Origin of the sequence: Parabacteroides sp. AD58 (assembly GCF_023744375.2) — a bacterium.
Taxonomy (GTDB): domain Bacteria; phylum Bacteroidota; class Bacteroidia; order Bacteroidales; family Tannerellaceae; genus Parabacteroides; species Parabacteroides absconsus.
Map to the genome: position 1 here is coordinate 996,879 of NZ_CP146284.1, position 12,693 is coordinate 1,009,571.

The following is a 12,693-nucleotide window of genomic DNA, read 5'->3' on the forward strand; positions in this document are numbered from 1 at the left end:
GAAAAGCTTTATCACATATATAGAAAAGCTTTACGACAACTATGGTAAAGCTTAAAAATAGTTAGTTTTACATTACTTTGTCGCATCCTTTATTTTTCGAGATCAAATGATAAAGACTAATTAAACAGACGTTCCGAATTAATAACATGACCGGCTTTCAAACGAACCATTATTCTTTCCAAATAGACCTTTATGCCTATCGCTTCCCCACGTATATTTGCTATAACAAAATTCAAACGACAGTCTTTTTGGCAAGGCGCCCAAAAGACATACTAAAACTTTTTAGATTATGGCACTCAACAAACAAACAATCATCAACAATAGTAAGAAAGTATATGCTTGTATGTATCAGATGGTACACTATACATTCAACGAACTGCAAAAGATCTGCCAATTGGGGAATACCGAATTATGCCTGGCATTGGTACAGCTGATGCAAGAAAACAAAATCAAACAAGACCGGAACGAACAAGGAATCTATTACGTCTTAAACGGCTAACGAATTCCTGACGTTCACGACTGTTTGGGTACAGGATCAGCAAGGCGACCAACCGGTACCTGAAGCCCAAGGACTATTTGAGCCTTTCTTTGGGTGTGAAGCTTCAGTTTTTATAAAGAAATCCTATTAACGACCGATTAATCTTCTATCTTTGCAGATAAATTACAAAGTCTTCATACATGAAATTACAGAAACACATTCTCTTCATATTACTGATATGGTCGGTTGTGCAGGTCGCAAGCGCGGAAAGTCAGCACAAACTGATGTCATACAAACGATATATTCACGAACATAAATCACTCGCCATCGACCAGCAGCACAAGTATAAAATTCCGGCCAGCATCACGTTGGCGCAGGGATTGCTCGAATCAGGAGCCGGACAAAGCGACCTGGCCCGCCGCTCGAACAATCACTTCGGTATTAAATGTCATGACTGGAAAGGAAAACGCGTCTATCACGACGATGACCTCCGGGGCGAATGCTTCCGCAAATACAGCAGCGTGAAAGATTCGTACGAAGACCATTCGAAGTTTCTGGCTCTCCGACCGCGCTATGCCTCGCTGTTCCGCTTAAATATCCGCGATTACAAAGGCTGGGCCAAAGGATTACAAAAATGCGGCTACGCAACCGACCGTAAATATGCCAACAAACTGATCAAAGTCATCGAAGATTACGAACTCTATAAATACGATTCGGCCAAGAAAGGGAAGAACACGCAGAAAAAGGCAGTCGTACAACATACCATCTACAAAAGCCATGGATTGCTTTATGTCCATGCCAAACCGGGAGATTCGCTGGAAGATATAGCCAAAAGTGTAGGAATCAGTACCCGTAAACTAAGCAAGTACAACGAAATCCCGAAAGATTTCCCATTACAGGCCAACGACATCATCTACCTGGAAAAGAAGAAAAGCAAAGCAGATAAACCGCATTACGACCATGTCGTACAAATCGGAGAATCAATGCACAGCATCTCCCAGCAATATGGTATCCAGGTAAAAAGTCTCTATAAATTGAATAAAAAAGACAAAGATTACATTCCTGAAGAAGGAGATGTTCTAAAACTTAGATAAATAAGATAAAAAACAGTATATTTGCAGTCCTAACAATATAAACAATGAGCGATCAACGTTATAATTTGCGCGGTGTATCCGCATCGAAAGAAGATGTTCACAATGCGATAAAGAACATCGACAAGGGTATTTTCCCGAAAGCGTTCTGTAAAATCATCCCGGATATCTTAGGGGGTGATCCGGAATATTGTAATATCATGCATGCAGATGGAGCCGGAACAAAATCATCATTGGCTTATCTGTACTGGAAAGAAACAGGCGATCTCTCGGTATGGAAAGGTATTGCCCAGGATGCTTTGATCATGAACATTGACGACCTGCTTTGCGTAGGTGCTGTTGACAATATTTTAGTGTCGTCCACTATCGGACGAAACAAACTGCTGATTCCGGGAGAAGTCATCTCGGCCATCATCAACGGAACAGACGAGCTGCTGGCTGAACTGCGCGCGATGGGTGTCGGATGTTATGCCACCGGAGGTGAAACAGCCGATGTAGGCGACCTGGTTCGCACAATTATCGTCGACAGCACAGTGACCTGTCGTATGAAACGTGCCGATGTGATTGACAATGCCAACATCCAGCCGGGTGATGTCATCGTTGGTCTGGCATCTTTCGGACAGGCAACCTACGAAAAGGAATACAACGGCGGTATGGGCAGCAACGGACTGACCAGTGCGCGCCATGATGTATTTGCCAAATACCTGGCACAGAAATATCCGGAAAGTTATGATGCAGCCGTGCCGGAAGAACTGGTCTATTCAGGAAACCTGAAACTGACCGACAGCGTAGAAGGCTCGCCCATTAATGCCGGCAAGCTGGTTCTTTCGCCAACCCGTACTTATGCTCCGGTTGTAAAGAAACTGCTGGATGCCTTACGTCCGCAAATTCACGGAATGGTACACTGCTCAGGGGGCGCACAAACCAAAGTCATGCACTTTGTAGGAGATAATTGCCGGGTTATTAAAGACAACCTCTTCCCGGTTCCGCCGCTGTTCCGTACCATTAAAGAACAAAGCAATACAGATTGGGCTGAAATGTACAAGGTGTTCAATATGGGCCACCGCCTGGAAGTCTATCTGCCGGCCGAATATGCCGAAGAAGTCATCAGCATCAGCCGCTCTTTCAACATCGACGCCCAAGTTGTAGGCCGCATTGAAGAGAGTGACAAGAAGGAACTGATCATCCGGTCAGAATTCGGTGAATTCAGATACTAACATAGAGTTTACCTGGTTTTGAAGAGCGCAAATATCCGATATAACAAATGAGCTAAAAGATCGTAATGGCAGAAAACAATACATTATTAGAAAAGTTAGACGGACTGGTTTCCCGTTTTGATGAAATCGGAACGCTGATTACAGACCCGAATGTCATTGCCGACCAAAAACGGTATGTCAAGCTTACGAAGGAATATAAAGACCTGAGTGAGATCATGAAAGCCCGCAAAGAGTATATGCAATGCCTGAACGGTTTGTCGGAAGCACGCCAGATGATGAGCGAAAACGATCCGGAACTCCGGGAAATGGCCCGCGAAGAAATGGCCGCCTGCGAGACCCGCATTCCAGAACTGGAAGAAGAAATCAAACTCCTGCTGGTTCCAGCCGATCCGGAAGACGACAAAAACGCCATCGTTGAAATCAGAGGAGGAACCGGAGGCGATGAAGCAGCCATCTTTGCCGGAGACTTGTATCGGATGTACGTCAAGTTCTGCGAATCCAAAGGCTGGAAAATTGCGGTATCAAGCTTCAACGAAGGCGCTGCCGGAGGATTCAAGGAAATCATCTTCTCGGTAACAGGAGAAAAAGTATACGGAACGCTCAAATATGAATCGGGTGTCCACCGTGTACAGCGCGTACCGGCTACAGAAACCCAAGGACGCGTACACACGTCGGCAGCAACTGTGGCAGTCTTGCCCGAAGCCGACGAATTCGATGTGGAGATCAACGAAGGAGAAATCAAATGGGATACCTTCCGCTCAGGTGGCGCCGGCGGCCAGAATGTCAATAAGGTTGAATCGGGTGTCCGCCTGCGTTATGTCTGGAAAAATCCTATTACTGGAGTGAGTGAAGAAATTCTGATTGAATGTACGGAAACACGAGACCAGCCCAAAAACAAGGAACGGGCACTGACTCGCCTGCGTTCATTCATTTATGACAAGGAACACCAGAAATATATCGACGACATTGCCAGCCGCCGTAAAACAATGGTGTCGACGGGCGACCGTTCTGCTAAAATACGTACCTATAATTATCCGCAAGGGCGCATTACCGACCATCGGATCAACTATACGATTTATAATCTTTCTGCCTTTATGGATGGAGACATCCAGGATTGCATTGATCACCTGATTGTAGCTGAAAATGCAGAAAGGCTGAAAGAATCCGAATTATAACACATTCAAAAAATTACAACAATGAACAAGCAACAATTATTCGAAAATATCAAGAAGAAGCAATCGTTCTTATGTGTTGGTCTGGATACGGATATCAAGAAAATCCCGCAACACCTGCTGCAGGAAGAAGATCCGATCTTTGCCTTCAACAAAGCAATTATCGACGCGACTGCCGATTATTGTGTAGCCTACAAACCGAATATGGCCTTTTATGAAAGCTTAGGCGTGAAAGGCATCATGGCTTTCGAGAAGACAGTTTCATATTTGCGGGAAAACTATCCCGACCAGTTTATCATTGCGGATGCCAAACGAGGCGATATCGGCAACACATCTGAAATGTATGCCCGTTCGTTCTTTGACCACATCAAGGTCGATGCAGTCACCGTAGCTCCTTACATGGGAGAAGACAGCGTGAAGCCTTTCCTGATATATCCGGAAGCCTGGGTAATCCTGCTGGCTCTGACATCCAACAAAGGATCACACGATTTCCAATTAACTGAAGATGCCAACGGAGAACGCTTGTTCGAAAAGGTGCTGAAGAAATCCCAGGAATGGGCGTCAGACGAACAAATGATGTATGTGGTTGGTGCTACACAAGGAAAGATGTTCCTCGACATCCGTAAATACGCTCCCAATCACTTCCTGCTGGTTCCGGGTGTAGGCGCACAGGGCGGAAGCTTAAAAGAAGTAGCCGAATACGGCATGAACGACCAATGCGGTCTGCTGGTCAATTCTTCAAGAGCCATCATCTATGTAGACAAGACTGAAAACTTTGCTGCAGCTTCGCGTGAAGCAGCCAAAGCTGTTCAACAGGAAATGGCCGGATATTTAAAAGAGAAAGGTTTAATTTAAATACTAATTTGAGATGTTTGCATACAACCATGCAACAAAAGACTGGTTGTATGCATCATTGTTATAAATAAATGAATTGAAAGTAATGGAGTTTTCAGCCCAACAAATCGCAGCCTTTCTAAACGGGACCGTTGAAGGCGACCCGGAAGTAAAAGTGAAAAGCTTTTCGAAGATAGAAGAAGGGAAACCAGGCACACTGACTTTCCTGGCAAACCCCAAATATGAACACTATATATATAACACGAAGGCAAGTATTGTTTTGGTGAACAACGACTTTACTCCTACAGGACAGATTCCTGCCACACTGGTCCGTGTAGAAAATGCCTATACGGCACTGGCTGTCTTGCTGAACGTCGTAGAACAGCACAAGCAAAAACAGCAGACAGGTATCGATTCTTCTGCTTTTATCGCCACAAGCGCTTCTGTCGGAGAAAATTGTTATGTCGGCCATTTCGCTTATGTCGGCCAGCATGCAACTATCGGAATGAACTGCCGGATTTATCCGCATGTGTATATCGGTGACAATGTGACAATTGGTGATAATTGCATTCTATATCCTCACGTAACCATTTACGAGGGATGTGTAGTAGGTAACAATGCTATTCTGCATGCGGGTTCCGTAATCGGATCAGACGGATTTGGATTCGCCCCCGAAGGAGATCTTTACAAGAAGATACCGCAACTGGGAAATGTTATTCTGGAAGATGATGTTGAAATTGGAGCAAACACGACGATCGACCGGGCTGTAATGGATTCAACCATTATCCACAAAGGTGTCAAACTCGACAATCTGGTCCAAATTGCCCATAATGTAGAAGTAGGAGAAAACACGGTAATGGCAGCCCAAGTAGGAATTGCAGGCTCTACCAAAATCGGAAAACATTGCATGTTCGGCGGACAAGTAGGTCTGGCAGGACATATCAAAATTACAGACCATGTAAACTTTGGTGCGCAATCGGGTGTTATTAGTGATATAAAAGAACCGACAACAGTATTAGGTGCCCCGGCTATTCACGCCAAAGCATTTATGCGCTCGAGTGCCATCTTCAACCGGTTGCCGGATATGTATCGGACAATGGGCCAATTACAACGGGAAATAGCAGAATTAAAGAAACTAATAAATAAAGAATAAAGACTATGCTGAAGCAAAATACATTAGCAGCAAGTTTTAGCTTGCAAGGCAAAGGTTTACATTCTGGATTAAATATTCAAGCAACCTTTAATCCAGCACCTGAAAACCACGGATACAAGATTAAGCGTGTCGATTTACCGGACCAGCCTGTTATTGACGCGGTGGCTGAGAATGTGGTAAACACACAACGTGGAACCGTTATCGGGAAGAATAATGTTCAAATCAGTACGATCGAGCATGCACTGGCAGCTTTGTATGCCATGGGCGTGGACAACTGCCTGATGGAAGTCAATGCACCGGAATTTCCCATCCTCGACGGAAGTGCCCGTTATTATGTAGAAGAAATACAGAAAGTCGGCCTGCAGGAACAAAATGCGGCTAAAGACTTTTACATCGTAAAACATAAGGTGGAAGTGAAAGACGAAGAAACGGGAGCTTCCATCATGCTTTTACCTGACGATCATTTCTGCGTGAATACCCTGATCTCTTTTGATTCTCCCGTCTTGAACAATCAGTTTGCGACGATGAACAATGTAGATGAATTCCCGACCGAGATTGCTGCGTCACGTACTTTTGTCTTCGTCAGAGAGATTGAAATGCTCCTACAGAACAATCTGATAAAAGGCGGAGATTTGGATAACGCGATTGTCATTTACGACCAGAAAGTTTCTCAGGAAGCTCTCGACAAATTGGCCGATATGATGCAGCTGCCTCATCAGAATATCCAGGAATTAGGATATATCAACCATAAACCGCTGGTGTTCGACAACGAACCGGCCCGTCACAAACTGCTGGATGTCATTGGCGACATGGCATTGATCGGCAAACCCATCAAAGGCCGTGTGATTGCAACCCGTCCGGGACACAGCATCAACGCCAAGCTGGCCCGTATCATCCGCAAACAGATCAAGCTGAATGATGTGCAGGCACCTGTATACGACCCGAATGCTGAACCGATAATGGATATCAACCGCATCCGTGAACTGTTGCCGCACCGCTATCCGTTCCTCCTGGTCGACAAGATCATCGAACTGGGTAAGAACTACATCGTCGGTGTAAAGAATATCACATCCAACGAACCGTTCTTCCAGGGACACTTCCCGCAAGAACCCGTTATGCCGGGTGTTCTGCAGGTTGAAGCAATGGCCCAGACAGGCGGTCTGCTGGTGCTGAACACAGTCGACGAACCAGAACGGTATTCGACTTATTTCATGAAGATAGACGGCGTCAAGTTCCGCCAGAAAGTAGTTCCGGGTGATACATTAATCCTGCGTCTGGAATTACTGGCTCCGATCCGTCGGGGAATATCGACCATGAAAGGATATGTCTTTGTAGGTGATAAGCTGGTCAGTGAAGCCGAATTCATGGCTCAGATCATTAAGAACAAATAACTTATAGTACAAGATGAATATTTCACCATTAGCAGTAGTTGATCCCGGAGCGACAATTGGCGAGAATGTCCAGATTGATCCTTTTGCCGTGATAGAGAAAGATGTTGTCATCGGAGACAATTGTCATATATTCCCGCATGCCGTAATTCTCAATGGCGCACGCATCGGCAATAACTGCCAGATTTTTCCGGGAGCTGTCATAGCCGGAATACCTCAGGACTTAAAGTTCAGAGGAGAAATCACCACCGCCGAGATCGGAAACAACACGACTATTCGTGAATGTGTAACCGTGAACCGCGGAACGGCTTCGAAGGGAAAGACAATCGTCGGAAATGACTGTCTGATCATGGCCTATTCGCATGTTGCCCACGACTGTGTTGTCAGAGATCACGTCATCATCGGCAATGCATCGCAGATTGCGGGCGAAGTGGATATTGATGATTATGCCATCGTCAGTGGCGGAACCTTGGTTCACCAGTTTTCCCGTATCTCAAAGCATGTCATGATTCAGGGAGGTTCACGCATAGGAAAAGATATTCCGCCTTATACACTGATCGGCCGTGACCCGATTGTCTATTGCGGTATCAATATAGTGGGACTTCGCCGCAGAGGTTTCACGAACCAGCAAGTATATCTGATTCAGGATATCTATCGTACACTCTATACGCGCGGATTGAACAATTCGGATGCACTGAAAGCGATAGAGACCGAATACGAACCCAGTGTTGAACGCGATCTGATTCTCAACTTTATCAAATCGTCGAAACGAGGTATCGTCAGAGGATCCATCGATGAAATGTAATCAAACACATAAATAGCTGAGTTAAAAGTCCTGCCCTGTCGAGCTGGACTTTTTTATTTGCGATATATGCGAATCTTTTAAATTTTTACTACCTTTGAGCCAATATAAAAACAAAACAACTATGGTATTTAGATTCCTACTTTTATCAGATGAGGTGGATGACTTCAAACGTGAGATTCAGATTGATTCAGAAGCTACATTTCTGGATTTACATAATGCCATTTTAGATTCGGTGGGTTATACCAAAGACCAGATGGCTTCCTTCTTTGTATGTGAAGACGACTGGAGCAAAAAGACAGAAGTAACCCTGGTTGAAATGGATACATCTTCAGATGTAGATAATTATATAATGGAAGATACACATCTGGACGAGTTGCTTGAAGAAGAACACCAGAAACTGCTGTATGTATTCGATTACATGACAGACAGAGCCTTTTTCATGGAACTGAGAGAAATAATTCCGAACAAACACCTGAAAGAAGCTGTTTGTACCAAATCAAAAGGTGAACCTCCAGTACAGATCATGCCGATCGACGAGTTCGACAACAAGATGAACGCATCGACCGACGTTGGCGAAGACTTTTACGGAGATTCAGAATATGACATGGACGAACTCGACAGAAACGGATTTGAAGGTCTGGATGACAGCATAATAGATAATCCGTATGACGACGACAGATACTGATTCGTCTATGAATTCCCTGATCATCCTCTTGGGGCCGACAGGAGTCGGAAAGACGGAGCTGAGCCTTCGGGTGGCCGAACATTTCGGCTCGCCGATTATCTCGTCCGACTCCCGCCAGCTCTATAAAGACCTGCCCATTGGTACGGCAGCTCCAACGGCTGCCCAGATGGCGCGCGTCAAACATTATCTGGTTGGTACGCTTGCACTCACCGACTATTACAGTGCCAGCCAGTTCGAAGAAGATGTCTTATCCTTACTCAACCAGCTTTTTCAGACGCATCCGGTCGCAGTTATGACGGGAGGCAGCATGATGTATATCGATGCCGTCGTGAAAGGTATTGACGACATACCGACCGTGCTTCCAGAAATCCGGGAAGCGGTTTGGAATGATTATGCCAACAACGGACTGGCGCCTCTGCTGGAAGAGCTGAAAGCGGCTGATCCGGTCCATTATGAGGAAGTAGACCGCAACAACTACAAACGGGTTATCCATGCAATAGAGATTTGCCGGCAGACCGGACTGCCCTACTCTTCCTTCCGCACGCGTCAGCACAAAGAACGCCCGTTCCGCATCATACAAATCGGATTGACACGTGACCGCGAAGAATTGTGTGAACGCATCAACCGACGGGTCGACCAGATGATGGCCGACGGATTATTGGAAGAAGCCCGCCGGGTTTATCCTTTCCGCCATCTCAACTCACTGAATACTGTCGGCTACAAAGAACTCTTCCAATACTTTGACGGCGAATGGACACTCGACTTCGCCATCGAGAAGATCAAACGCAACAGCCGGGTTTATGCCCGCAAGCAAATGACCTGGTTCAAACGGAATCCGGATATCACCTGGTTCCATCCGGATCAGGAAACAGAAATCATGCAATTTATCGACCAGCAGCTCTCTCAAGCCCAATAAGCAGCAGTCGGATTCAGTAATTACTATTACGACTCTCCTTATCAGAACCGGCAAAACCAACGAAGATCAATTTTCATTCTCGTGAGTTTCATTTCTGATTCTCACGAGTTTCAAAGGCAGACTTAACCGGATACTTCATTTTATGCCTTTCATTTCTGTCTGGATGCACAAACATCATCACCTGTAATGCGATTGTAACAGTCTGGAAACGGCTTTGTAGCGGATTTGAAAATAAAGCGTTACACCGACACAGTACTTTTGCCGCAGAAAACTAAACAAGAACAATGAAACCGCTTATTGTTACATTCGCATTCGTTATTTTATCAATCACAGAAGCTGGCGCCTCAGTATACAAGGGAATTGTAAAAGACGCCAAAACAGGAGAAGAACTCATTGGAGCAACGATTTTTATCAAAGAATATCCGAACATCGGTTCCACAACGGGATTAGACGGCTCATTCACCATTGATAATGTGCCTGAAACCAAAAACGTAACGATTGTATGTAGTTACATCAGTTACAAAACGACCGAAAAGGTAGTAAACGCCTCTACTTCCGATCCTATTTTATTCAATCTCGATTCGGATACGCAAGTTTTAAGTGATGTTACAGTAATCGCCCACAATCCGGGACGCACCGAAGCCGGAGCCCGCGGCATCGAGAAACAAGCCATGAACGTGGTGAACGTCATGAGTGCCAAGGCTATCGAGTTGTCTCCCGATATCACGGTGGCTAATGTGATTCAGCGTATGTCGGGTGTCACGATCGAGCGTAACAGCAGTGGCGAAGGCCAGTATGCCATCTTGCGCGGTATGGATAAACGCTATAATTATACGCTGATCAACGGAGTGAAGATTCCGAGCCCCGACAATAAGAACCGCTTTGTCCCGCTGGATATTTTCCCTTCCGAAATGCTCGACCGGCTGGAAGTAACCAAATCACTGACAGCCAATATGGAAGGTGATGGCATCGGAGGAGCTGTCAATCTGATTATGAAAGATGCGCCAACCGAACGTCAGCTCACAGCCAATCTTTCTACAGGATATAATGCGATGTATTTCGGCCGCGACTTCCAGTCGTTCAACTACGGAGCCATCCAGAAGCAGTCTCCGTATGAAGCCATGGGAAAACCGGAAGACTATAAAGTCTCGATGAGCGATTTCACGACTTCCAACCTGCACATGAAGTGGAAAAAGCCGATGCCCGACATCACCGGCGGATTTTCTTACGGCGACCGTTTCTTCGAGAATAAATTGGGAGTAATGCTGGCAGCCAGCTATCTCAACACCTACCGTGGAAAGGAAAGCCAGATTTATTATCAACCGGGAACGACACACAACGGCATCGAAGACCGTAACTATTCATCCCAGCAGACGCGTATCGGAGCACACGCCAAATTCGACTATCATATCAATCCCAACAATAAACTCACCTGGTACAACGGCTATATGGATATGAGGGAAGCCGAAGTCCGCGACGGGGAAGACGAGAAAGAACGGGCCATCCGCATGAAATGGAATCGGCAGTACATCATCAACTCGACCCTGAAAGGCGAACATCTCTTCCTCGAAGACGGCATCCTCAAACTGAACTGGTCGGCCGTCATCTCAAAAGCCTATAGCGAGACACCCGATAATGCTGAAATATATATGCAGGGTTCGCACGTCCAGACTTCGGGAGCGGCGATCCGTCGCTGGGAGCACAACTCCGACAAAGACAAAGCCGGATATGTAGATCTGTCTTATAAGCTGAAGCTCGACAACGGTTCTTCCTTCGACTTCTCGGCCGGTGGTATGTACCGCGATAAAAAGCGCGACAGTTTCTTCAACGAATATACTTTCGATTCGGCCACCGGTTCCAAAGATCCGCAATACATCAACCAGGACTGGTATAACTTCGACGAGATCCAGTTTACTCCGCGCAAATACGGTAATATCGGAGATCCGCTGAATTATGATGCTACGGAAAAGATCGGCGCCGGCTATGGTATGGTAAAATACACCTGGAACAAGTGGGAATTCATCGGCGGCGTACGTGTAGAACATACCGACCAAGGTTATGTCCTGAAATTCGCCCGCGACGTTGATCCGGAAGGCAACCAGAAATATACCGACGTGTTGCCCAGCTTCCATGCCAAATACAACGTGCATAAAAACGCCAACCTGCGTTTCTCGTACGCTCGCTCCATCAACCGCCCGAGCTTCTTCGAGATTGTCCCATACAGCATCATCAACGAAGACTATAAGGAAAAGGGAAATCCGGACTTGAAACATACGGTGGCCGACAACATCGACCTGCGTTATGAGTTCTTCCCCAAATCATCCGAACAGTTTATGGTTGGTTTGTTCTATAAGAAATTAAACAACCCGATCGAATATGGTCTGCTGAACGAAGGTCAGGATACTTACTACAAACCGATGAACTTCGGTAATGCGACCAACCTCGGTGCAGAAATCGACATCATGAAGTACTTCAACTGGTTCGGCATAAAAGCCAACTATACTTATACACACTCGAAAGTCACGACAGACAAACGGCTGATGGACGGATCAGAAGTAACCTCAGTCCTGCAGAGCCGCCCCTTGTTCGGCCAGGCAGCTCATGTGGCGAATCTGTCACTCCTGTTCAAAGAGACCAAATACCAGTGGGAAGGCCAGTTAGCCTTCAGCTACACCGGAAAACGACTCAGCGATATATCCAACTGGTATAACGACGACATCTGGGAAGCCGGCTACTCACAGCTCGACGCTTCCGTAGAAAAAAGCTTCAAGAATGGCATCAGCATCTTTGCCAAAGCTTCCAATCTGTTGGATATTCCTCTGTTGCGCTTCATCCAGAACGGTCCGCATACAGAGAGCGTCCAGTCGGAACGACACGACGGAAACGTCATCGAACGGAAAGAATGGCACGGACAGTCATTCATGATCGGAATCAGATACAAACTTTAAAAACAA

At 45.9% G+C, this 12,693-nt stretch carries 11 protein-coding genes; all 11 read left to right on the forward strand.

The window, feature by feature from the left end; translation table 11 throughout:
* Positions 1-289: 289 nt before the first annotated feature.
* Positions 290-499, forward strand: coding sequence for a hypothetical protein (locus NEE14_RS04200; protein WP_251968532.1), 210 nt, complete (start codon positions 290-292; stop codon positions 497-499).
* A 179-nt stretch (positions 500-678) separates the two neighbouring features.
* Entirely contained in the window at positions 679-1,572 is an 894-nt protein-coding gene (locus NEE14_RS04205) for a glucosaminidase domain-containing protein (protein WP_251968531.1), read from the forward strand.
* Positions 1,573-1,616: 44 nt separating this feature from the next.
* Positions 1,617-2,786 (forward strand): AIR synthase related protein, encoded by a 1,170-nt coding sequence (locus tag NEE14_RS04210; RefSeq protein ID WP_251968530.1) that lies wholly within the window; start codon positions 1,617-1,619, stop codon positions 2,784-2,786.
* Positions 2,787-2,851: 65 nt separating this feature from the next.
* The gene (prfA, locus tag NEE14_RS04215; protein WP_251968529.1) at positions 2,852-3,961 is read left to right on the forward strand and encodes a peptide chain release factor 1; all 1,110 of its coding nucleotides are present in this window, start codon (positions 2,852-2,854) and stop codon (positions 3,959-3,961) included.
* A gap of 21 nt (positions 3,962-3,982) precedes the next feature.
* Positions 3,983-4,813, forward strand: a complete 831-nt coding sequence (gene pyrF / locus NEE14_RS04220; RefSeq protein ID WP_251968528.1) for an orotidine-5'-phosphate decarboxylase — start codon at positions 3,983-3,985, stop codon at positions 4,811-4,813.
* A gap of 85 nt (positions 4,814-4,898) precedes the next feature.
* Positions 4,899-5,945 (forward strand): UDP-3-O-(3-hydroxymyristoyl)glucosamine N-acyltransferase, encoded by a 1,047-nt coding sequence (lpxD, locus tag NEE14_RS04225; protein ID WP_251968527.1) that lies wholly within the window; start codon positions 4,899-4,901, stop codon positions 5,943-5,945.
* A 5-nt stretch (positions 5,946-5,950) separates the two neighbouring features.
* On the forward strand, positions 5,951-7,336 hold the full coding sequence (locus tag NEE14_RS04230; protein WP_251968526.1) for a bifunctional UDP-3-O-[3-hydroxymyristoyl] N-acetylglucosamine deacetylase/3-hydroxyacyl-ACP dehydratase: 1,386 nt from the start codon (positions 5,951-5,953) through the stop codon (positions 7,334-7,336).
* Positions 7,337-7,349: 13 nt separating this feature from the next.
* A complete protein-coding gene (lpxA, locus tag NEE14_RS04235) occupies positions 7,350-8,138 on the forward strand; it encodes an acyl-ACP--UDP-N-acetylglucosamine O-acyltransferase (RefSeq protein WP_251968525.1) in 789 nt (262 codons plus the stop codon).
* 121 nt (positions 8,139-8,259) lie between these two features.
* Positions 8,260-8,823 carry an IS1096 element passenger TnpR family protein gene (locus NEE14_RS04240; RefSeq protein ID WP_251968524.1) on the forward strand — a complete coding sequence of 188 codons (564 nt, stop codon included), beginning with the start codon at positions 8,260-8,262 and terminating at the stop codon, positions 8,821-8,823.
* 7 nt (positions 8,824-8,830) lie between these two features.
* Positions 8,831-9,739, forward strand: a complete 909-nt coding sequence (gene miaA / locus NEE14_RS04245; protein WP_251968551.1) for a tRNA (adenosine(37)-N6)-dimethylallyltransferase MiaA — start codon at positions 8,831-8,833, stop codon at positions 9,737-9,739.
* A gap of 284 nt (positions 9,740-10,023) precedes the next feature.
* Positions 10,024-12,687, forward strand: coding sequence for a TonB-dependent receptor (locus NEE14_RS04250; protein ID WP_251968523.1), 2,664 nt, complete (start codon positions 10,024-10,026; stop codon positions 12,685-12,687).
* Positions 12,688-12,693: the final 6 nt, after the last annotated feature.

Coding starts and splice junctions, on each gene's coding strand:
- lpxD (WP_251968527.1), top strand. CDS start 4,899: ATGGAGTTTTCAGCCCAACAAATCGCAGCCTTTCTAAACGGGACCGTT.
- prfA (WP_251968529.1), top strand. CDS start 2,852: ATGGCAGAAAACAATACATTATTAGAAAAGTTAGACGGACTGGTTTCC.
- miaA (WP_251968551.1), top strand. CDS start 8,831: ATGAATTCCCTGATCATCCTCTTGGGGCCGACAGGAGTCGGAAAGACG.
- NEE14_RS04250 (WP_251968523.1), top strand. CDS start 10,024: ATGAAACCGCTTATTGTTACATTCGCATTCGTTATTTTATCAATCACA.
- NEE14_RS04200 (WP_251968532.1), top strand. CDS start 290: ATGGCACTCAACAAACAAACAATCATCAACAATAGTAAGAAAGTATAT.
- NEE14_RS04210 (WP_251968530.1), top strand. CDS start 1,617: ATGAGCGATCAACGTTATAATTTGCGCGGTGTATCCGCATCGAAAGAA.
- NEE14_RS04230 (WP_251968526.1), top strand. CDS start 5,951: ATGCTGAAGCAAAATACATTAGCAGCAAGTTTTAGCTTGCAAGGCAAA.
- lpxA (WP_251968525.1), top strand. CDS start 7,350: ATGAATATTTCACCATTAGCAGTAGTTGATCCCGGAGCGACAATTGGC.
- NEE14_RS04205 (WP_251968531.1), top strand. CDS start 679: ATGAAATTACAGAAACACATTCTCTTCATATTACTGATATGGTCGGTT.
- NEE14_RS04240 (WP_251968524.1), top strand. CDS start 8,260: ATGGTATTTAGATTCCTACTTTTATCAGATGAGGTGGATGACTTCAAA.
- pyrF (WP_251968528.1), top strand. CDS start 3,983: ATGAACAAGCAACAATTATTCGAAAATATCAAGAAGAAGCAATCGTTC.